We start from the raw sequence: 20,039 nt of genomic DNA on the forward strand, positions 1-20,039 counted from the left end.
ACATGGCCCGCGCGGGCGCGGGCGCGCCGGTCCGGCGGGGCTGGACCCGGAGCGCGGGGCGTGGAAACCTGCGCGCGACGCGGCGTGCGCGCCGCCGGGGAAAGGCGATCGATGGACGAGGCGCAGGCGACGATTCTGTGCGAGGGCGACGGTTCCGGGGCGCGGCTGCGCGTGCGCGGCGCGCTGACGCTGCCGGGGCTGGCCGCGGCCCGCGCCGAGCTGCGCAGGGCCTGCGCGCGGCCGGGGCTGCGGGTCGTCGAGTTCGATCTGGGCGCGCTCGAGGGGCTGGACACCGCCGGCGCATGGCTGATCGCCTCGGAGCGCGCGCGCCTTGAGCGCGCGGGCGTGACGACGCGCCTCGCCCCGCCGCCCGCGCGGCTGCGCGAGCTGCTCGAGGCCGTGACCGCCGCCATGCCCGAGGCGCCCCCGCCGCCGCCGCGCCAGGGCCTGGCGCAAAGGCTGGCGGCGCTGGGGCGCGGGGTGGAATCGGGGGCGCTGGGCGCGCTCGACGCGCTGGCCTTTCTGGGGCTGACGCTGGCGCGGCTGGGCGGGGCGCTGCTCCGGCCGCGGCGGCTGCGCATGGCGGCGCTGTTCAGCCACATGCAGCAGGCGGGGCTGAACGCCCTGCCCATCGTCACGCTGATGGGATTCCTGATCGGCGTCGTGCTGGCGTTTCAGGGCGCCACGCAGCTGCGCCGTTTCGGGGCCGAGGTGTTCGTGGTCGATCTGATCGCCATCTCGGCGCTGCGCGAGCTGGGCGCGCTCTTGACCGCGATCATCGTCGCCGGGCGCTCGGGTTCGGCCTTCACGGCGGCGATCGGCTCGATGAAGGTGAACGAGGAGATCGACGCCATGCGCGCCCTGTCGCTCGACCCGATCGAGACGCTGGCGCTGCCGCGCGCGCTGGCGCTGCTGCTGACGCTGCCGGTGCTCAGCTTTCTGGCCATGATCGCGGCGCTGGCGGGCGGCCTGCTGATGAGCTGGATCGAGCTGGGCGTCTCGCCGGGCATGTTTCTCGAGCGGCTGCACGCGCAGACCGACGTGAAGCATTTCCTGGTCGGCATCTCGAAGGCGCCGGTCTTTGCGCTGATCATCGGCGTGGTCGGCTGCCATCAGGGATTTCTGGTCGGCGGCAGCGCCGAAAGCGTGGGGCGGCGCACCACCGCCTCGGTGGTGATCGCGATCTTCTCGGTCATCGTCGCCGACGCGCTGTTCTCGGTCTTCTTCGCCGAGCTGGGCATATGAGCGGCGCGGCGCAAAACATCATCGAGGTCCGCGGCCTGCGCACGCAGTTCGGCGCGCAGGTGGTGCATGACGGGCTGGATCTGGACGTGCGCCGGGGCGAGGTTCTGGGGGTGGTCGGCGGCTCGGGCACCGGCAAGTCGGTGCTGCTGCGCACCATCATCGGGCTGAACCGCCCGGCGGCCGGTTCGGTGCGGGTGCTGGGGGTGGACATGCTGCGCGCCCCGCGCGCCGAGCGCGCCCGCGTCGAGCGCAGCTGGGGGGTGCTGTTCCAGAACGGGGCGCTGTTCTCGTCGCTGACGGTGCAGCAGAATGTCGAGGCGCCCTTGCGCGAGGCGCGCGATCTGGGCCTGGACGACGCCGACATCGCCGAGCTGGCGCGGCTGCGCATCGCGATGGCCGGGCTCGCCCCCGGCGCGGCGGCCAAGATGCCGGCCGAGCTGTCGGGCGGCATGCGCAAGCGCGCCGGGCTGGCGCGGGCGCTGGCGCTCGATCCGCAGATCCTGTTCCTCGACGAGCCGACCGCCGGGCTGGACCCGATCGGCGCGGCGGCCTTCGACCAGCTGATCGGCCGGCTGCAGCGCGCGCTGGGGCTGACGGTGTTCATGGTCACGCATGACCTCGACAGCCTGAACGCCGTATGCGACCGCATCGCCGTGCTGGCCGAGCGGCGCGTGCTGGCGGTGGGCACGATGGAAGAGATGCTTGCCGTCGACCATCCCTGGGTGCGCGAGTATTTCCACGGTCCGCGCGCGCGCGCCGCGCTGCGGGCCGGATGAACGCGAAAGGACGCTCGGCATGGAGACCAACGCCAGATACACGCTCATCGGAGCCTTCGCCGTGGCGGGGTTTCTGGGGCTTCTGGGCTTCTTCCTGTGGCTGGCCAAGGTCGAGACCGACCGGCGCTACGCCTATTACGACGTCCTGTTCGAAAGCGTCGCCGGGCTGAACGAGGCCGGCGAGGTGCGCTACAACGGCCTGCCCGTGGGGCGCGTGATGTCGCTGGCGCTGGACAAGGCCGACCCCGGGCGCGTGCGCGTGCGCATCGAGGTCGACGCCGCCACCCCCGTGCGCGCCGACACCCGCGCCACGCTCGAGATGCAGGGCGTGACGGGGGTGTCCTACGTGGCGCTGAGCGGCGGCAGCCCCGACGCCCCGCCCCTGACCGCGCCCGGCGCCGCCGGCGTGCCCGAGATCGTGGCCGAGAAATCCGCCGTGCAGAGCGTGTTCGAGGGCGCGCCCGCCCTTCTGGACGAGGCGCTGCGGCTGATCGGCGACCTGCGCGAGGTCGTCTCGCCGCAGAACCGCGCCGCGGTGGCGCGCATGCTGGCCAACCTGGCCGACGCGTCCGAGCGCATCGACGGCGCGCTTGCGGCGTTCGAGAAGGTGGCCGGCGCGCTGGACCAGGCCTCGGGCGCGGTCGCGGCGGTGGCCGCGCGGGCCGAGCGGCTGGCCGACGGCGCCGACGCCGCCCTGGCCGCCACCGCCGGCGCCATGGACGCGACCCGCGCCGCGGCCGAGCGCGCGCAAGGCGCGATCGACGACGCCCGCGCGGCGCTGGCCGAGGCGCGCGGGGCCTTCGCCGACGCCCGACCCGCCATCGCCGAGGCCGGCCGCGCCGCGGGCCGCATCGGGGCGGCGGCGGACATGGTCTCGGCCCAGGCGGCGGCGGCCGGCGCGGCGCTGACCGCGCGCCTGACCGAGGCCCAGGCGGCGCTTGCGCGCGCCGACGCGATGTTCCTGGCCGTGACCGAGGCCGCGCGTGGCGTCGAGGGCCTGGCGCGCGGCGAGGGCGCCGCGCTGATCGCCGACGCGCGCGCCGCGGCCGGCGCCGCCGCCCAGGCGGCCGCGCGGCTCGATGCGCTGCTCTCCGCGCAGCTGCCGCCCATGCTCGAGCAGGTGCGCGCCGCCGCCGCGGGGGTCGAGCGGCTGACCGCCTCGGCCGAAGCCGATCTGGGCGTCATGATCGGCGGCTTCGACGCCGCCGCCGCACAGGCGCGCGAAACGCTGGTTCAGGCCGCCGACACCTTCGCCAACGCCAACCGCGCCATCGAGGCCGTGACCGGCGCCATGGGCCGGGCCGAGGGCGCCATGGACGCGGTGCGCGCGACCATGGCCAACGCCGACGCCGCGCTGGCCTCGGCCAAGGGCGCCTTCGACGGCGCCGGCCGCCTGATCGATCAGGACATGGGCGCCGTGATGGCCGACATCCGCGCCTCGACCCTGGCGATGTCCGAGGCCGCGCGCGCCGTCGCCGCGCAGGCGCCCGCCGTGGCCGAGGATGTGCGCCGCATGGTCGAGCGCGCCGCGCGCCTTGCGGCCAGCCTCGACGGCGTGGTGGCCGGCAATCGCGAGCAGATCGACGGCTTCCTCAAGGCCGGTCTGCCGCAATTCGTCCGCTTCGTGCGCGAATCGCGCGAGCTGGTCCGCAACCTGGAGCGTCTGACCGCGAAGATCGAGCGCGACCCCGCGCGCTTTCTTCTGGGCGGCCGCGCTCCCGAATTCGGGAGAGACCGATGACCCCCTTCCTTCGCCCGCCCCGCGCGGCCGCGGCGGCCGCGCTGCTGGCGCTGTCGGGCTGCGGTGGCCTTGCGGGGCTGAGCGCCGTCACCGAGACCGCGGCGCTTTACGACCTGTCGCCCAAGACCTCGTTCGACGCCGATCTGCCGCGCGTGCGCCGCCAGGTGGTGGTCGAGGAGCCCACCGCCTGGAGCTACGTCGACACCGACCGCGTCGCGGTCAAGGTCGGCCCCTACCGGGTCGAGTATTTCCCGGCCGTGCGATGGGTGGACCGGGCGCCGAAGATGGTGCAGCGACTGCTGGTCGAATCGCTCGAGAATTCGGGCGCGCTGGCGGCGGTGGGGCGTCAGGCGGTGGGGCTGAACTCGGACTACACGCTGATCGCCGATCTGCGCGAGTTCGAGGCCGTTTCCGTGGGCGGCGCGGACGAGCCCGTCGGCGTGCTCGTGCGGCTCAACGTCAAGGTGGTGGCCGAGCCGCGGGGGCTGATCATCGCCTCCGAGTCCTTCGCGGCCCGGACCCGCGCCGCCTCGAACGGTTTCGACGACGTGGCCGAGGCCTTCGACCAGGCGCTGGGCAAGGTGTTGCGCCGCGCGGTCGAGTGGAGCGTGCGCGCCATCGCCGCCGACGCCGCAGGCTGAGCGCGGCGGCCAAGGCCCGCGCGACGGCGCGTGCGGGCGGGGCGCGCGGCTTCGGCCCCCCGGGGCGGCCGCGCGTTCCGCCCGGGCTGAGTCGGTGTCGGGCGGGGGCGGCGCGTTCAGCCCGGGCGGGGGCCGGCGGCGGGCAGGGGCGGGCGCAAGGCTTGCCGCTTGCCGCGCGCCTCGGCCCCGATTTTCCTGCTTCGCAGCCCGCAGCCCGCAGCCCGCAGCCCGCAGCCCGCAGCCCGCAGCCCGCAGCCCGCAGCCCGCAGCCCGCGCGGGACGCTTAGGCGGCCGGACCGCGCGCGGCGGGGCGTTTGTGTCCGCTTTTCGGGGCCCTGCGGTCAGCCCGCGGGATATTCGCCGCGCAGAAAGCGTTCGGCCATCGCCGCCGTGCCCTCGGCGAAGCCGGGGCCAAGCGCGCGGGCGGTGTCCGATTGCGCATGCGTGCCCAGCCAGGCCGTCAGCAGCATCCGCCGCAGCATGATCATCGCCGGCATGATCCGCCGCATTCCGGGCGGCAGGGGCGCGACGCGGGCATAGCCCTCGAGCCACGCTTCCTGCAGCGCCGGGATCCAGGGCTCGCGCTCGATGAAGCTGATCGCGGCGGCGAAGTCGTAGGCGAACCAGCCGAAGCCGCAATCGTCGAAGTCGATCACCGCGATGGCGTCGTCGCAGACCAAAAGGTTCGCAAGCCGCAGATCCGCGTGGATGAGGCCGAAGCGGTCGGCGCCGTCGCCATAGGCGGCCAGCGCGGCGCGCAGTGCGTCCGAGGCGCGCTCGAGCGCGGCGCGCGCCTCGGGCGTCAGACCCGGCGCGGCGCGCCAGTCGCCCCACAGCGCGCGCGCGCCAAGCGTCGTCTCGAAATCCCAGCGCTTGCGCGCGAACCAGTCCGGGCGCCGCCATGCGCGCGCGTGCAGATGCAGCCGCGCGGTGATCGCCCCCAGCCGCGCGAAATCGGGCGCCAGATCGGCGCTGGGCGCAGGCTCGGCGCCGGGCACAAAGGCGAAGGCGACCGCAAGGCGCGCGCCTTCGTCCGCGGGCAGCGGCGCGGCCAGACGCCCGTCGCGCCGGGCGACCGGCGCGGCCGCGCGCGCCGCGCCGTCGCGGCGGATGGCCTCGATCCAGGCCAGTTCCGAGGCGATCTCGCGCGCCGTGTGATAGCCTGGCCGGTGCACGCGCACCACCAGCGGCGCCGGCGCTTCGGGGTCCTCGGCCAGGAAGGTGGCGTTCTCGGACACGTTCAGAAGCCGCACCCGCGTGCGCGGCGACAGGCCCCATTCGGGCGCAGCGCGGCGCACGGCCTCGGCCAGCCTGGCCAGCGCATCGGGCGCATGCGCAAGGTCGGGCGGCGGCGCCTCGATGGCTGCGGAGCCGGCTTCGGGGCCGGCGTCCTGGCCGACCGGCCGCTCGGGCGCTGGCGGCGCCTCGCGGGCAGGAAGCGCCCTGTCGTCGCCCGGCGTCGCCCCCGCCGTCCCCGTCGCCCCGAGGGCCGGGAGGCCCCGCGGCGCGCGCGCATCCACGGGCGACGCTTCGCGCCCGGCGCGTCCTTCGGCCATGGCCTCGGGGCGGCGGCGCGCGTCGCGGCCGGTCATCGCGTCGCCCCCGCCCCGCGCCCGAGCTGAGCGCCGGCGCGCATCCGCCCGCCCGCGCCCTTCAGCGCGCGCGCGCGCAGGCGGCGCATTTGACCGCGTAGGGAACCAGCTCCAGCCGCCGGTCCTCGATCCGCTCGCCGCATTCGGCGCACCAGCCGTATTCGCCCTTGTCCAGCCGCTCGAGCGCGGCCTTGATGGCGCGGATCTCCTGCAGCCCGCTCAGGCCGAGGCCCTCGAGCACCTCGTCGCCCTCGCGCTCGACGGCGCGTTCCTCGAGATCGGGCGAGGGGGTCTCGTCCAGCTCGTCCTCGATCTCGTCAAGCCGCTCCTCCAGCTCGCGCAGGCGGGTCTCGAGCTTCTCGCGCCAGTAATCGTCGTCCTTCATCGCGGGGTCCTTTCGGCTGCGGTCGCGGCGCGGGGCCGTCTGCGCCATCAATAGGGCGTCGCGGGCCGCGCCTCCAGCCCCAAGATGCGCGGCCGCGGCGACGAGGCGCTTGCAACCTGCGCCGCCTGGGCTAGTTCCTGAACGCGCGTCGCCGCGCCGGCGCGTCGCCCCGCGCCCATCAGGAGCCCCGGATGCTGAGCGTCACGGATCTGCGCAAGACCTATCCCGCCCCCGACCGCCCGGTCGAGGCGCTGCGCGGCGCGTCGCTGGAGATCGGCGCGGGCGAGGCCGTGGCCCTGACCGGCGAGTCGGGTTCGGGCAAGAGCACCTTGCTGCACATCATCGCAGGGCTGGACGAGGCCGATTCGGGCTCGGTGCGCGTGGACGGCCGCGAGATGTCGGGGCTGAGAGACGGCGCGCGCGCGCGGCTGCGGCGCGCCCGCATCGGGCTGGTCTTTCAGCAGCTGAACCTGATCCCCAGCCTGAACGTGTGGGACAACCTCACCTTCCAGGCCCGCCTGGCCGGGCGCGAGGACCGCGCCTTCGCGCGGGCGCTGCTGGGCCGGCTGAGGCTCGAGGGGCTCGAGCGCCGCTACCCCGAAGAGCTGTCGGGCGGCCAGCAGCAGCGCGTGGCCATCGGGCGCGCGCTTGCCCATCGGCCGGCGCTGGTGCTGGCCGACGAGCCGACCGGCAGCCTTGACGAGGCCGCCGCCGACCGGGCGCTCGACCTTCTGCTCGAGCTGACGCGGGACGCGGGGGCGGCGCTGCTGATGGCCACGCACTCGTTGCGGCTGGCGGCGCGGCTGGACCGGCGGCTGCATCTGAGCGGCGGCGTGCTGCGCGAGGCGGCCTGCGGCGGCGCAGGGCGCGCTGCGGGCATGAGCGCGGCCGGAGGCGGGGGATGAGCGCTCCGGCCCTTGCGCCGCTTCTGGCGGCGCTGGGCGCGCTGGCCAGTCACTGGCGCCGGCGGCCGGGGCAGCTGGCGGCGCTTCTGGGCGGGCTGGCGGCGGCGACGGCGCTGTGGTCGGGGATTCAGGCGCTCAACGCCCATGCCCGCGCCAGCTACGACGCCGCCGCGCGCGAGCTGGGCGGCGGCGCGCGGCTGGTTGCGGCCGCGCCCGGCGCGACGATCGACGAGGGCGTCTTCGCCGCGCTGCGCCGCGCGGGCTGGTCGGTCTCGCCGGTGGTCGAGGGCGCGGTGCGCGCGAACGGCGCGACCTTGCGCGTGATCGGGATCGACCCCGTTTCGGCGCCTGCGGGGCTTGCGCCGGGCGTGTTCGGCGGCGGTTCGGGCGACGACGGGGGCGACGCGGGCGACGGGGGCGACGGGGGCGCGCCCGGCGGCGGGCACGGTTCGCGCGCGCCGGGCGAGGGGGACGCGGCGCGCGACCTGGCCGCCTTCATCACGCCGCCGGGGCTGGCGCTGGCGGCGCCCGAGACTCTGGCCGCGCTGGGCCTTTCGCCGGGCGCGCGCCCGCGCGCGCAAGGCGGGCGCCCCTTGCCGCCCGTGCGCCCCGCCGCGGGGGCGCCGCCGGGCGCGCTGGTGATGGATGTGGGCATGGCGCAGGCGGCGCTGGGGCTCGAGGGCCGGTTGAGCGCGCTGGCGCTGGCGGGGCCGGTTCCGCCTGCGGCCGCGGATCTGCCGGCGCGCCTCGGGCTGAGCATGCGCGAGGCGCCGGCGGGCGCGGATCTGGCGCGGCTGACCGCCAGCTTTCACATGAACCTCGACGCCTTCGCCCTGCTGGCCTTCCTGGTGGGGCTGTTCATCGCGCGCGCGGCGGCGGGGCTGGCCTTCGAGCAGCGCCGCCCGCTTTTGCGTACCATGCGCGCCTGCGGGCTGGCGGCCTCGACCGCCGCCTGGGCGCTGGCGATCGAGGCGCTGGGCGCCGCGCTCGTGGCGGGGCTTGCCGGCCTCGCCGGCGGGCGGGCGCTGGCCCGGGCGCTGCTGCCCGATCTGGCCGAGAGCCTCAACGCCCTTTACGGCGCGCAGCTTGGGGCCGAGCTGGCGCCCGGCCCGGCCTGGTGGGCGGGCGGGTTGGCCATGAGCTGCGCGGGCGCGCTGGCCGCCGCCCTGGGCGGGGTGTGGAGCGCGGCGCGGATGCCGGCGCTGGACTCGGCGCGTCCGACCGCCTGGCGGCGCGCGCAGCGCCGGCGCACGCGCCTGCAGCTGGCCGGCGCGGCGGGGGCGGGGCTGGCCGGCGCGGCGGCCTTCGGCGCGCTTGGCGGGCTGGCCGGGGGCTTTGCGTTGCTGGCGGGGGCGATGCTGAGCGCGGCGCTGGCGCTGCCGGCGGCGCTGGACCTTGCGCTGGCGCTGGCCGAGCGCGCCGCGCGCCGGCTGGGCGCGCTGGCGCATTGGGCGGCCGCGGATGCGCGCCAGCAGCTGCCGGGGCTGGCGCTGGCGCTGATGGCCCTCTTGCTGGCGCTGGGGGCGAATATCGGCGTCGGCGCGATGACCGAGGGCTTCCGCCGCACCTTCGAGGACTGGCTCGAGCAGCGCCTGACGGCCGAACTCTACGTGCGCGCGGGCGATCCCGCCGAGGCCGACGCGCTGGCGGCGTGGCTGGCCGCGCGTCCCGAGGCGGCGGCCGTTCTGCGCGAATCCGAGGCGCGCCTGCGCATCGGCGGCTGGCCGGTCGCGCTGCGCGGCGCGCCCGATCACCCGACCTACCGCGAGCGCTGGCCGCTTCTGTCGGCCGAGCCCGGCGCCCGGGACGCGATCGCCGCCGGGCGCGGCGCGGCGGCGTCCGAGCAGCTGGCGCGGCGGCTGGGGCTTGGCCTTGGGGACGAGCTGAGCGTTCCGACCCCGCGCGGCCCGTGGCGCCTGCGCATCGTGGCGCTGTTCGCCGATTACGGCGCGGCCGAAGGGAAGCTGCGCGTGAACGATGCGGCCATGGCGGCGCATTTCCCCGCCGCCGACCGCACGCGCATGGCGGTGCGGGCCGATCCGGCGGCGGTTCCGGCGCTGGCGGCGGCGGTCGCGGCGCATGGGCCGGGCGCGCCGCAGGTGATCGACCGCGCGGCGCTCAAGGCGCGCAGCCTGCGCATCTTCGAGCGCACCTTCGCGGTCACCGCGGCCCTCAATGCGCTGACCTTCGCGGTGGCGGGCGCGGCGCTGTTCGCGGCGCTGGCGACCTTGGCGCGCGCGCGCCTGGCCCAGTCGGCGCCGGTCTGGGCCATGGGCGCGCCGCGCCGCGCGCTGGTGCGGCTCGATCTGGCCAAGACGGTGGCGCTGGCGCTGGGCACGTCGGCGCTGGCCGTTCCGCTGGGCGTGGCGACGACGTGGATCCTGGTCGCCGTCGTCAATGTCGAGGCCTTCGGCTGGCGCCTGCCCATGCATGTGTTTCCGGGCCAGTGGCTGCGGCTGGCGGCGCTGGCCGGGCTGACGGCGGCGGCGGCCTCGCTGGCGGCCTCGCGCGCGTTGTCGCGCACGCCGCCCGCCACGCTGGCCAAGGTGTTCGCCGATGAACGCTGAGAGCGCCGCCCCCCGCCCCCGCCGCCGCGCGACCGTGTGCGCCGCCTTGCGCGCGCGGCGGATGATGGGCGCGGCCGCGTTGGCGGCGCTGGCTGCGCTGGCCCCGGCATGGGCTGGCGCCGGGCCGTCCGGGGCGGGCGCGTCGCAGCCCGAGGGGCAGCGCCTGGGCGCCGCCCCGGCGCAGTCGCCGGCCCGCGATCGCGGCCCGGCTTCGCCCCCGACCGGCGCGCCGGATGACGGGCGCGCCGGCGCCCATGGATCGGTCCGGGGCGCCGCCGAGCCTCTCGGCCGGCGCGCCGCAGCGCCCTTTCTTGCGCGCGCCGTCCAGGGCGCCGACCGGCCCCTTGCCGGGGCGCCCGCCCTGTCCCAAGGCGCCGTTCGGGTCGCGCAGGCGGATCGCGCCGCCCCCACGCCCGCGCCAACCCCCGGCCCGACGCCCGCCGCGCGCCTTGCGGACCGGCCCGCCGGCGCCCCCGCCGCCCAGCTTCCGGCGCAGTCGCGGCAGGGCTTCGCCGGGCTTGGAGAGGCTGCCGAGGGCTTCGCCCCCGTGATGCGGGGAACGCGGCTGGTCTTTCCGCGCGATCACGGCGCGCATCCGCGTCACCGCATCGAGTGGTGGTATCTGACCGCCAACCTGACCGCCGAGGACGGCGCCGAGCTGGGCGTCCAGTGGACCCTGTTCCGCCAGGCGCTGGCGCCGGAAGGCCCGGCGCGGGGCTGGGCGACGCCGCAGCTGTGGATGGGTCACGCCGCCGCCACCTCGGCCGGGGCGCATCGCTTCGCGCAGAAGCTGGCGCGCGGGGGCGTGGGCGTCGCGGGCGTGACGGCCGAACCCTTGGCCGCCTGGATCGACGACTGGCGCCTGGCGGCGCGCGGCCCGGGCATGAAGCTGCTCGAAGCGCGCGCCTCGGGCGAGGGCTTCGCCTATGAGCTCGAGCTGCGCGCCGAGGGCCCGCCGGTGCTGCATGGCGATGGGGGGTGGTCGCTCAAATCCGCGCAGGGGCAGGCCAGCCACTACGTTTCGCTGCCTTTCCTGAGCGCCGAGGGCTGGGTCGCCATCGACGGGCGCCGCATGCGCGTGCGCGGGCGCGCATGGATGGATCACGAATGGTCCAGCCGCCCGCTTTCGGCCGATCAGAAGGGGTGGGACTGGTTCTCGATCCACTTCGACGACGGGGCGCGGCTGATGCTGTTCGCCCTGCGCGGGGCGGACGGGGCGTTCCTGTCGGGCTCGTGGATCGCGCCCGACGGCGCCGTCCAGCCGCTGGGACCCGACGAGATCCGCATGACTCCGCTGTCGCGCCGGCGCGTGGCGGGGCGCGCGCTGCCGCTGCGCTGGCGGCTCGAACTGCCGCGCCGCGGGTTGCGCATCGAGACGGCGCCGCTCAATCCCGAGGCGTGGATGGCCGCGCGCTTTGCGTATTGGGAGGGGCCGATCCGCGTCAGCGGCACGCGCACGGGCCGCGGCTACATGGAGCTGACGGGATATTGACGCAATATTGATGCAGCGGCCTGGCCTGCGCCGCGCTCAGAACGGGCAGGGGGCCTCGACGCGCACATGCGCGCCGTCGCGCGGGTGGCGGAAATCCAGCCGCCAGGCGTGCAGCTGCAGCCGCTCGGCGCCGGGCTCGGGGCCGCCATACAGCCGGTCGCCCAGAATGGGATGCCCGATGGCCAGCATGTGCACGCGCAGCTGGTGGCTGCGGCCGGTCAGCGGCTCGAGCAGCAGGCGCGTCGCGCCGTCCTCGCGCGCCAGAACGCGCCAGCGCGTCAGCGCCGGCTTGCCGCGCGCATGGTCCACCATCTGGCGCGGGCGGTTGGGCCAGTCGCAGATCAGCGGCAGGTCGATCTCGCCGGCCTCGTCCGCCACCTGGCCGCGGACGCGGGCGATGTAGGCCTTGCGCACGTGGCGGCGCTCGAATTGCAGCGACAGGATGCGCTGGGCGCGCCGGTTGCGCGCCATCAGCAGCGCGCCCGAGGTGTCCATGTCCAGCCGGTGAACGATCAGCGCGCCGGGGAACAGGCGCCGCGCGCGGGCCTCGGCGCAGTCGGCAAGGTCGGGCGTCCTGCCCGGAACGGTCAGCAGGCCGGCGGGCTTGTCCACGGCCAGCGCGTCGTCATCGGCCAGCAGAACGGGCAGCCAGGGCTCTTGCGGGGGCGCGTAGCGCAGCGGCGGAACGGGCGCCGACGCGCCCGCCGCCGACCCGGCGGCGCCGGCCGAGCGCGCGCCGTCCGGGCCGGGCGCGTCGGATGGCGCGTCGGCTGGCGCAGCTGGCGGCGCGGGCGGTCTGGCGGGCATGGGGGCTCCTGCGGGCGGGGGCGGGGCGTTGCGCGGGCCGGAAAGCTAGCGGCGTGGCGCGCCGGCGTCCAGTTCCGCCCGTCTCGCGCCCGTATCGCGCCAGTCTGCGGCGCCTCTTCGGCCACTCTTCGGCCCGTGTCCAGCCCGTGTCCCGCCCGTGTCCGACCCGTGTCCGGCCCGCGTCCGGCCCCTGTCGGGCGCGCCGACCGGGGGGCGATCGGGGCCGCGGGCGCCGGCCGTCGGCCGGAGCCGTCGATGCGCCCTTGCGCCGCGCGGCGCCTCGGTTAGAGTGCCGACAAGAGCGGAACGCAGTTCCGCAGCTTGAAGCAAGGATGTTCGCCATGACCCAGACCATTCCCGCCACCATGCGCCGTGTGGCGCTGGCCGCCCGTCCCAAGGGCGCCGTCACCCCCGACTGCTTCCGCATCGAGGAGCTTCCCATGCCCCAGCCCGGCCCCGGCCAGTTCCTGGTGCGGGTGATCTGGCTGTCGCTCGATCCCTACATGCGCGGGCGCATGGACGAATCGAAGTCCTACGCCAAGGGCGTCGAGATCGGCGAAACCATGCAGGGCGGCGCCGTGGGCGAGGTGATCGCCTCGAACCATCCGGGCTTCGCGGTGGGCGAGTTCGTGGTCGGCCCCTTCGGCTGGGCCACCCATGCGCTGTCCGACGGCGAGGGCGTGCGCAAGCTGGACCCGGCGCGCGCGCCGATCTCGACCGCGCTGGGCGTGCTGGGCATGCCCGGGCACACCGCCTGGGTGGGCCTCAACGACATCGGCCAGCCCAAGGCGGGCGAGACGCTGGTCGTCGGCGCCGCCACGGGCGCGGTGGGCCAGGTGGTCGGCCAGCTGGCCAAGGCCCGGGGTCTGCGCGCGGTGGGCGTGGCGGGCGGCCCCGACAAGTGCCGCTACGCGGTCGAGGAGCTGGGCTTCGACGCCTGCATCGACCACCGCGCCGCGCCCGACGCCAAGGCGCTGCGCGCGCAGCTGGCCGAGGCCTGCCCCGACGGCGTGGACATCTATTACGAGAATGTCGGCGGCAAGACGCTCGAGGCCGTCATTCCGCTGATGAACGTGCACGGGCGCATCCCGGTCTGCGGCATGATCTCGTGGTACGACCTTGGCGGGCTGGGCATGGGCGAGGTTCCCGGCCCCGATCGCCTGCCCAGGGTCTGGCGCACGATCCTGGTGCAGCGGCTCAAGGTCCAGGGCTTCATCATCTTCGACCACAACGACCGCTTCGCCCCCTTCGAGGAAGAGGTCTCGGCCATGATCCGCGACGGGCGGCTGAAGTATCGCGAGACCATCGCCGAGGGGCTCGACGCCGCGCCCGAAGCCTTCATCGCCATGCTCAAGGGCGGCAATCTGGGCAAGCAGCTGGTCCGCGTCTCGGACGATCCCACGCGCGGGGACAAGGCGTGAGCCAGCTTCTGCTGGCGCGCCACGGCCAGGCCAGCTTCGGCGCGCAGGATTACGACGTGCTGTCCGATCTGGGCCGCAGCCAGGCCCGCTGGCTGGGCGAGCACCTGGCCGCGGCGGGCGTGCGGCCGGTTCGGGCGCTGGCGGGCACGCTGCGCCGCCAGCGCGAGACGGCGGCGCTGGCGCTTGAGGCGATGGGGCTGCCCGAGCTCGAGATCGAGACCCATCCGGGCTTCGACGAATACGACGCCGAGGCGGTTCTGGCCGCCTGGCGGCGCGCCAACCCCGACGAACCGGTCCCGACCGACCGGCGCGGCCATTTCCGCGCCTTGGCGCGGGCGCTGGCCGACTGGCAGGCGGGGCGCATCGACGGGGCCGAGAGCTTCGCCGCCTTCGAGGCGCGCGTGGCCGAGGCCATGTCCCGCGCCCTGGCCGCGGCGGCCGAGGGCGGGCCGGTGCTGGCGGTCAGCTCGGGCGGGGTGATCGGGCAGGCGGTGCGCGCGGCGCTGTCGGCGCCGGCCGAGGCGATGATCCGCCTGCACATGCAGGTGCGCAACGCCTCGCTCACGCGCTTCTTCGCGGGGCGCGAGGCGCCCTGGCTGGGCAGCTTCAACGAGACCCCGCATCTGGACCTGCGCCCCGGCGCCGTCACCTGGTCCTGACCGGGCGACGGCCGGGCCGGCGGATTTCGCCCTGGCCCGGCGGGGCGGGTCGGGGGCGAGCGTCGCCGCGGCCCACGGCGCCTTCGCCGCGGACCATTCGGCCGCCGCGGCGCGTTCGGCGCCGCTCGAACCCCGCCTTCGCCGCCGTTTTGCGCCGACGCTCCCGGGCGGGTGCGGCCGGGGCGCGCAGGCCCCCGGCCGCGCGGCTTCAGGCCGGATCGCCCATCGGGTCGCCGCCGGCGCCGCGCCAGCGCATGGTGGCCACGCCCTTGGCCAGAGGGGCGCCGGTCTCGTCATGCAGATCGACCTCGGCGAAAAAGGTCTTGCGTCCGCCGCCGGTCTGGCGCGCCTCGGCGATCATGCGCCGCCCGCGCAGCTGGCCCAGATAGTTGATGGTCAGCGACAGCGTCATCGCCCGCCGCACGCGGCCCGGATGGGGGCACCAGCAGCCGGCGAAGCCCGCCGCCGTGTCGATCAACGCCGCGTGCACGCCTCCATGGGGCAGGCCGTAGCGGTTGGCATGGCGGGCGGGATCGACCTCGAGCGCGACGCGCGCGTAGCCCTCGGACCAGGCCTCTATGCGAAAGCCGAGAAGGCGCTGGAAGGGGTAGAGGGGCTCTCCGGTGACGGGATCGACCGAACCCGAGAGTTCGGCCCGCGCAAGCGCGTCCGCCTCCGGCGCCGGGCCCCCAGGCGCGTCGCCCCCGTCCGCGCCGCCCGTTTCCGCGCCGGACGAGCGGCTCGGCGCGGCGTCCCGCGATCGGGCGCCGGGGGCGGCTTCGGGGCCGGGGGCGGCGGAATGGTCGCCGGCCGCCGGGCGCGCGCCGCCGCCGGAAGCGCGCGGCTCATGCGCCGAATCCGCCCCCGCCTCATCCGCCCCCGCCTCGCCGGCAAGCGCGCCGGACGCGGCGCCGGGGCCGCCCGGTCGCGCATCGGCGCGCGCCGCCCGCGGCGCGTCCTCGCGCGCGCCGGCTGCGCCCGGGCTACGTCCCGGGGCCTGTTCGGCGCCCTGGCGGGGCGGCGCGGGAGGTGCGCCGGGGGGCGGGCCGGGGGGCGCTGCGCTCATGCCTCGCGGCCGGCCGCGTCGAGCGGCGCCAGCGTCAGGTCGCGCGCGGCCCGCGCCAGGCGCGGACCCATCTCTTCGCGCAGGAACTCGGGCGAGACGAGGAAGGACGGGCCGCCCACATTCATGGCGAAGATGCGCTCGCGATCGGCCGAGTAGATGGGCGCGGCGATGCCGTGGATCTCCTTCTTCCACTCGCCGAAGGACGAGACGTAGCCATGCCGGCGGTATTCCTCCAGCGCGCGGGCCAGACCCTCGGCGTTGGCGGCGGCGTGCTCGGGGCGCTCGGCGGCCAGCTCGTCCATGATGCGGCGGCGCTCGTCCGGCTCCATCGCCACCAGGATCGCGCGCCCGATCGCCGAGGCCGCCAGCGGCAGCCGCGCGCCCACGTCCAGCGACAGCGCCAGGGTCTGGGGCGCGCGGCGCACGGCGACGTAGACGGCCTTGAGCTTGTGCCGCTCGGCCAGCGCGACGGTGACGTTCTCGGCCTGGGCCAGCTCTTCCATCGCCGGCAGGGCGCGCTCGCGCATCTCCATGCCGTTGAGCACGCCGTAGCCGAGCCCCAGAATGCCCGGCCCCAGCTGATAGACGCCGGTCTTTTCGGAGTAGATCAGATAGCCCAGCGCGCACAGCGTGTAGGTCAGGCGCGTGACGGTGGGCTTGGGCAGGCCGTTGCGCTCGGCGATCTGCTGGTTCGTCAGGCCGTATTCGCCCGGGCGAAAGCAGCGCAGGATCTCGAGCCCGCGCGCCAGCGAGGTGACGAACTTGCGGTCCTCGGCGCCTTCGCGGGCGTCGTCGGCGACGGTCATGACGCGGCTCCTGAACCGGGGCGCGGCGCGGCGGGCGCGCGGCTGACCCAGGCCGCTGGGCGGGCTTTCATGGCGGGCCTCCGTGTTGGGCGGCGCGGCTGCGCCTTGTTTTCGTTCTTTGCGGAACAGGCTTTCGCAAACTTGCGATCCGGTCAATGCTTTCTTCACAACCGCAGGCGTCGGGTCAAGCGGATTGACGTTGCGTCGCCTTGCCGCGCGGCTTGGTTGACAGCGAGGGCGGGCGCTTTCTACCGTCTTTCCAAAACAGGGTTCCGCCAAGCGGAACCGAACGGACCGGAGGAACGCCCATGCCTGCCGACGACGCGCTGCCAAGCCGCGCTCGCCCCTGGCGCGCTTCGTATCCGCCCAGCGTCGATCCCGACCCGAAGATCGCGCCGCGCACCGTCCCGCAGCTGTTCGAGGAGGCCGCTGCCCGGCACGGCCCGCTGCCCGCGCTCAGCTTCGGTCCGACCACGCTCAGCTACGCCGAGCTGGCGCGGCGCGTGCGCCAGACGGCCCATGCGCTGGCGCGCGCCGGGATCGGGCCGGGCGAGGCGGTGGCGCTCTACCTGCCGAACCTGCCCTGGCATCCGATCTTCTTCTACGGCGCGCTGACGGCGGGCGCGCGGGTGGCGCATCTGAGCCCGCTCGACGCCCTGCGCGAGCTTGAGCACAAGCTGCGCGACAGCGGCGCGCGCACGCTGGTCACGACGAACCTGCCCAACATGACCGCGCTGGCCGAGCAGCTGGCGCGGTCGGGGGCGGTCGATCGGGTGATCCTGTGCGATGCGGGCGCCTTCGGCCCGCTGCCGGTTCCGCTGGCGCCCTTGCCGCAGGACGCGCGTTTCGTCGGCGCCGAGGAGTTCCTGGCGGGCGCGCCCGACGGCCCCTTCGCCAGCCCCGCCGCGCCCGAGGACGTGGCCCTGCTGCAATACACCGGCGGCACCACGGGCCTGCCCAAGGGCGCGGTGCTGACCCATCGCAACCTGACCGCGGCGGTGTCGATCTACGACGCGTGGTATGAGGGCTTCGGCATCGCCGGCGATCCCGACGCGCCGCCGCAGGAGGTGGCGCTGGTGGTGCTGCCGCTGTTCCACATCTACGCGCTGGTGGTGCTGCTGCTGCGCCAGACGCAGGAGGGCGCGCACATGGTGCTGGCGCTGCGCTTCGATCCGGCCGAGATCCTGGACCTGATCGAGCGCCGGCGCGTGACGCTGTTCCCGGGCGTGCCGACGATGTGGACCGCGCTCGTCAACATGCCCGACATCGACAAGCGGGACCTGAGCTCGCTGCGGCTGGTGGGCTCGGGCGGGGCGCCGCTGCCGCTCGAGGTCAAGAAGCGCTTCGACCAGCTGACCGGCCTCAGGCTGGGCGGCGGATGGGGCATGACCGAGACCGCCTCGGCGGGCACGGGTCATCTGCGCGACATCCCGCCCGAGAAGGCCGCCAGCGTCGGGCTGCCGCTGCCCGGGCTCGAGATGAAGGTGGTGGACGTGGCCGATCCCGCGCGCGAGCTGCCCCTCGGCGAGACGGGCGAGCTGGCGATCCGCGGCCCCAACATCACGCGCGGCTACTGGAACCGCCCCGACGCCGACGTCGAGGCCTTCCATGACGGCTGGCTGCTGACGGGCGACATCGGGCGCATCGACCGGGAGGGCTATGTCTGGCTGGTGGACCGCAAGAAGGACATGATCATCTCGTCGGGCTACAACGTGTATCCGCAGATGATCGAGCAGGCGATCTACGAGCACCCCGCCGTCGCCGAATGCGTGGTCATCGGCATCCCCGACGACTACCGCGGCGAAAGCGCCAAGGCCTTCGTCGCCCTGCGCCCCGGCGCGCAGCCCTTCGCCCTCGACGAGCTGCGCGCGTTCCTGTCCGACAAGCTGGGCCGGCACGAGCTGCCCGCGGCGCTCGAATTCCGCGATCATCTGCCGCGCACGGCGGTCGGCAAGCTGTCGCGCAAGGAGCTGCGCGACGAGCTGCGCGGCGCGGGGGGTTGACGCATGGCCTGTGGCGCGCGCGCGAGCGGCGCGCTAAGCTTTCGCCCGTTGAACGAAAAAACGGCGCGCCTGCGCAAGGCGCGCCTTCAGCAGGGAGAGCACGGCATGCGCATGATCACCAGGCTTGCGGTCGCGGCGGTCGCCGCGGGGGGAATGGCCGCCGCCGCTCTGGCGGCCAATGATTCGGCGCCGGCGGATCTGAACGATCCCGTCTCGGTGCGCCAGCACATGATGAAGAACGTCGGCGGCTCGATGAAGCTTCTGGCCGGCATGGTCAAGGGCGAGGCGCCCTATGACGCCCGCGTGGCCGAGGCGGCCTTCCGCGCCATGAACAACGCGGCGCTGGGCCTTGGCGCCTTCTTCCCGCCCGGCTCCGATGCGGGCGAGACCGAGGCCTCGCCGAAGATCTGGCAGGACATGGCGGGGTTCAAGGCCGCCATCGGCGCCTTCGCGCGCGACACGGCGGCCGCGGCCGCGGCGCGGCCGGCGGATCTGGACGCCTTCAAGCCGGTCTTCGGCAAGGTCGCCGGAAACTGCAAGTCCTGCCACGAAGCCTGGCGCGTGAAGAAGGAGTGACCGCGCCATGCCGGGCCGGCGCCGGTCGGGCCGCCTTCTGGGCGCGGCGGCGGCGCTGGCCGCGGCCGGGGCGGCGGCGTTCTGGCTGGCCACCGCGCCGCGGCGCCCCGATCCGGCGCTGACGGCCGGGCTGCAGGGCGACGCGGCGCGCGGCGCGCTGGTCTTTCGCGTGGGGGGCTGCGCCGCCTGCCACGCGGCGCCGGGCGCCGAGCCGGCCGAGCGCCCCGTCCTTTCCGGCGGCCGGCGCTTCGTCACGCCCTTCGGAACCTTCACGGCGCCGAACGTCTCGCCTCATCCCGAGGCGGGGATCGGCGCGTGGAGCCTGCAGGACTTCGCCGCCGCCATGCTGCGCGGCGTGGGGCGCGACGGGCGGCACCTTTACCCGGCCTTCCCCTATGTTTCATATGCGCGCATGACGCCGCAGGATGTGGCCGATCTGTGGGCGTGGATGCGCGCGCTTCCGCCCTCGGACTCGCGCCCGCCGGGGCATGATCTGCCCTTCCCCTTCAACATCCGCCGCGGGCTGGGGCTGTGGAAGCTGCTGGCGCTGGACCCCTCCTGGGTCGTGGACGTGCCCGCGGACGACGCCCTTGCCATGCGGGGGCGCTATCTGGTCGAGGGGCCCGGCCATTGCGCCGAGTGCCACACCCCGCGCAACGCGCTGGGCGTGCTTGACCGCGCGCGCTGGCTTCAGGGCGCGCCGAACCCGGACGGGCCGGGCGTGGTTCCCGACATCACGCCGGGGCCGAAGGGCATCGGCGGCTGGTCCGAAGAGGACATCGCCTGGTATCTCGAGTCGGGCTTCACGCCCGATTACGACAGCGTCGGCGGCTCGATGGCCGAGGTCGTGCGCAACCTGTCCGGCCTGCCCAAGGAGGACCTGCGCGCCATCGCGGCCTATCTCAAGGCGGTCCCGCCCAGCCCATGACCACCCAGCCCCCGCGCCGAGCGCGTGACCACCCCGCCCCCCGCGCCGAGCGCGTGACCGCCCCGCGGAGCGGCGGCCGGCGGGGGCGCGTCTGCCATCCCGCCCCGCGCGGGGGTGGGGCGGCGCGGGGTGCGCGCCGCTCGGGCGCGGATCCATCACTCCCCGCGCGGGGGTGCGGCTGCGACGCGCTTTGCACGGTTTATCGCGCGCTCGCGATCCCGCCTCGCACGGGGGGCGCGGGCCTGCGCGGCGCCGCCCTTCGGATCAACCCTTCGGATCAACCCTTCGGATCAACCCATCGCCGCCCCGTCTGCGGCCCGTCTGCGGCCCGTCTGCGGCCCGTCTGCGACCCGCGCGCGGGCGGCGTCGGCGCCCGTTCACGCTGCTGGCGGTGTGGCCTCTTCGCCCCGTCCGCCCGCGGCCGGCGGC

At 75.7% G+C, this 20,039-nt stretch carries 17 protein-coding genes; 12 read left to right on the forward strand and 5 right to left on the reverse strand.

The window, feature by feature from the left end; translation table 11 throughout:
• The first annotated feature begins 111 nt into the window (after positions 1–111).
• From LY05_RS00410 to LY05_RS00425, 4 genes are read left to right on the forward strand one after another with little or no spacing between them, the layout of a single operon-like run.
• Positions 112–1,245, forward strand: coding sequence for an ABC transporter permease (locus LY05_RS00410; protein ID WP_148921705.1), 1,134 nt, complete (start codon positions 112–114; stop codon positions 1,243–1,245).
• Entirely contained in the window at positions 1,242–2,021 is a 780-nt protein-coding gene (locus tag LY05_RS00415) for an ABC transporter ATP-binding protein (protein WP_072746457.1), read from the forward strand. Before LY05_RS00410 ends, LY05_RS00415 begins: the two co-directional genes overlap by 4 nt.
• Positions 2,022–2,040: 19 nt before the next feature.
• A complete protein-coding gene (locus LY05_RS00420; protein ID WP_148921706.1) occupies positions 2,041–3,762 on the forward strand; it encodes an MlaD family protein in 1,722 nt (573 codons plus the stop codon).
• Entirely contained in the window at positions 3,759–4,403 is a 645-nt protein-coding gene (locus LY05_RS00425) for an ABC-type transport auxiliary lipoprotein family protein (protein WP_148921707.1), read from the forward strand. The genes LY05_RS00420 and LY05_RS00425 overlap by 4 nt, the downstream gene beginning before the upstream one ends.
• 341 nt (positions 4,404–4,744) lie before the next feature.
• Here LY05_RS00425 and LY05_RS00430 read toward each other — a convergent pair whose 3' ends face one another.
• Together LY05_RS00430 and LY05_RS00435 are read right to left on the reverse strand one after the other, a co-directional pair.
• Complete coding sequence (locus LY05_RS00430; RefSeq protein ID WP_249041814.1) at positions 4,745–5,995, reverse strand: phosphotransferase enzyme family protein; 1,251 nt, start codon at positions 5,993–5,995, stop codon at positions 4,745–4,747.
• Between the two features lie 61 nt (positions 5,996–6,056).
• Positions 6,057–6,380, reverse strand: a complete 324-nt coding sequence (locus LY05_RS00435; RefSeq protein WP_148921708.1) for a TraR/DksA family transcriptional regulator — start codon at positions 6,378–6,380, stop codon at positions 6,057–6,059.
• Positions 6,381–6,571: 191 nt separating this feature from the next.
• On the opposite strand from LY05_RS00435, the gene LY05_RS00440 reads away from it, so the two are divergent.
• From LY05_RS00440 to LY05_RS00450, 3 genes are all read left to right on the forward strand, one after another.
• On the forward strand, positions 6,572–7,285 hold the full coding sequence (locus tag LY05_RS00440) for an ABC transporter ATP-binding protein (RefSeq protein ID WP_148921709.1): 714 nt from the start codon (positions 6,572–6,574) through the stop codon (positions 7,283–7,285).
• Entirely contained in the window at positions 7,282–9,852 is a 2,571-nt protein-coding gene (locus tag LY05_RS00445; RefSeq protein ID WP_148921710.1) for an ABC transporter permease, read from the forward strand. The genes LY05_RS00440 and LY05_RS00445 overlap by 4 nt, the downstream gene beginning before the upstream one ends.
• Before the next feature lie 550 nt (positions 9,853–10,402).
• Complete coding sequence (locus tag LY05_RS00450; RefSeq protein ID WP_148921993.1) at positions 10,403–11,344, forward strand: lipocalin-like domain-containing protein; 942 nt, start codon at positions 10,403–10,405, stop codon at positions 11,342–11,344.
• Between the two features lie 36 nt (positions 11,345–11,380).
• Here LY05_RS00450 and LY05_RS00455 read toward each other — a convergent pair whose 3' ends face one another.
• Entirely contained in the window at positions 11,381–12,151 is a 771-nt protein-coding gene (locus tag LY05_RS00455) for an RluA family pseudouridine synthase (protein ID WP_148921711.1), read from the reverse strand.
• Positions 12,152–12,492: 341 nt separating this feature from the next.
• Between LY05_RS00455 and LY05_RS00460 the strand changes: the two genes are divergently transcribed.
• Positions 12,493–13,572, forward strand: coding sequence for an NADP-dependent oxidoreductase (locus LY05_RS00460; protein ID WP_211356249.1), 1,080 nt, complete (start codon positions 12,493–12,495; stop codon positions 13,570–13,572).
• Complete coding sequence (locus LY05_RS00465) at positions 13,569–14,231, forward strand: histidine phosphatase family protein (protein ID WP_072746451.1); 663 nt, start codon at positions 13,569–13,571, stop codon at positions 14,229–14,231. Before LY05_RS00460 ends, LY05_RS00465 begins: the two co-directional genes overlap by 4 nt.
• A 208-nt stretch (positions 14,232–14,439) precedes the next feature.
• On the opposite strand, the gene LY05_RS15320 is transcribed toward LY05_RS00465, so the two are convergent.
• Entirely contained in the window at positions 14,440–15,297 is an 858-nt protein-coding gene (locus LY05_RS15320) for a PaaI family thioesterase (RefSeq protein WP_148921712.1), read from the reverse strand.
• Positions 15,294–16,103: an IclR family transcriptional regulator gene (locus LY05_RS00475; RefSeq protein ID WP_072746450.1), complete on the reverse strand. Its 810-nt coding sequence runs from the start codon at positions 16,101–16,103 to the stop codon at positions 15,294–15,296. Before LY05_RS00475 ends, LY05_RS15320 begins: the two co-directional genes overlap by 4 nt.
• A gap of 308 nt (positions 16,104–16,411) precedes the next feature.
• Between LY05_RS00475 and LY05_RS00480 the strand changes: the two genes are divergently transcribed.
• From LY05_RS00480 to LY05_RS00490, 3 genes are all read left to right on the forward strand, one after another.
• Positions 16,412–18,106, forward strand: a complete 1,695-nt coding sequence (locus LY05_RS00480; protein WP_148921713.1) for an AMP-binding protein — start codon at positions 16,412–16,414, stop codon at positions 18,104–18,106.
• Positions 18,107–18,211: 105 nt separating this feature from the next.
• Positions 18,212–18,682, forward strand: a complete 471-nt coding sequence (locus LY05_RS00485) for a c-type cytochrome (RefSeq protein ID WP_148921714.1) — start codon at positions 18,212–18,214, stop codon at positions 18,680–18,682.
• A 7-nt stretch (positions 18,683–18,689) separates the two neighbouring features.
• Complete coding sequence (locus LY05_RS00490) at positions 18,690–19,610, forward strand: c-type cytochrome (RefSeq protein ID WP_072746449.1); 921 nt, start codon at positions 18,690–18,692, stop codon at positions 19,608–19,610.
• Positions 19,611–20,039: the final 429 nt, after the last annotated feature.

This window comes from Oceanicella actignis (assembly GCF_008124525.1).
Taxonomy (GTDB): Bacteria; Pseudomonadota; Alphaproteobacteria; order Rhodobacterales; family Rhodobacteraceae; genus Oceanicella; species Oceanicella actignis.

Coding starts and splice junctions, on each gene's coding strand:
- LY05_RS00460 (WP_211356249.1), top strand. CDS start 12,493: ATGACCCAGACCATTCCCGCCACCATGCGCCGTGTGGCGCTGGCCGCC.
- LY05_RS00475 (WP_072746450.1), bottom strand. CDS start 16,103: ATGACCGTCGCCGACGACGCCCGCGAAGGCGCCGAGGACCGCAAGTTC.
- LY05_RS00450 (WP_148921993.1), top strand. CDS start 10,403: ATGCGGGGAACGCGGCTGGTCTTTCCGCGCGATCACGGCGCGCATCCG.
- LY05_RS00490 (WP_072746449.1), top strand. CDS start 18,690: ATGCCGGGCCGGCGCCGGTCGGGCCGCCTTCTGGGCGCGGCGGCGGCG.
- LY05_RS00410 (WP_148921705.1), top strand. CDS start 112: ATGGACGAGGCGCAGGCGACGATTCTGTGCGAGGGCGACGGTTCCGGG.
- LY05_RS00415 (WP_072746457.1), top strand. CDS start 1,242: ATGAGCGGCGCGGCGCAAAACATCATCGAGGTCCGCGGCCTGCGCACG.
- LY05_RS00445 (WP_148921710.1), top strand. CDS start 7,282: ATGAGCGCTCCGGCCCTTGCGCCGCTTCTGGCGGCGCTGGGCGCGCTG.
- LY05_RS00425 (WP_148921707.1), top strand. CDS start 3,759: ATGACCCCCTTCCTTCGCCCGCCCCGCGCGGCCGCGGCGGCCGCGCTG.
- LY05_RS15320 (WP_148921712.1), bottom strand. CDS start 15,297: ATGAGCGCAGCGCCCCCCGGCCCGCCCCCCGGCGCACCTCCCGCGCCG.
- LY05_RS00420 (WP_148921706.1), top strand. CDS start 2,041: ATGGAGACCAACGCCAGATACACGCTCATCGGAGCCTTCGCCGTGGCG.
- LY05_RS00480 (WP_148921713.1), top strand. CDS start 16,412: ATGCCTGCCGACGACGCGCTGCCAAGCCGCGCTCGCCCCTGGCGCGCT.
- LY05_RS00455 (WP_148921711.1), bottom strand. CDS start 12,151: ATGCCCGCCAGACCGCCCGCGCCGCCAGCTGCGCCAGCCGACGCGCCA.
- LY05_RS00430 (WP_249041814.1), bottom strand. CDS start 5,995: ATGACCGGCCGCGACGCGCGCCGCCGCCCCGAGGCCATGGCCGAAGGA.
- LY05_RS00440 (WP_148921709.1), top strand. CDS start 6,572: ATGCTGAGCGTCACGGATCTGCGCAAGACCTATCCCGCCCCCGACCGC.
- LY05_RS00485 (WP_148921714.1), top strand. CDS start 18,212: ATGCGCATGATCACCAGGCTTGCGGTCGCGGCGGTCGCCGCGGGGGGA.
- LY05_RS00435 (WP_148921708.1), bottom strand. CDS start 6,380: ATGAAGGACGACGATTACTGGCGCGAGAAGCTCGAGACCCGCCTGCGC.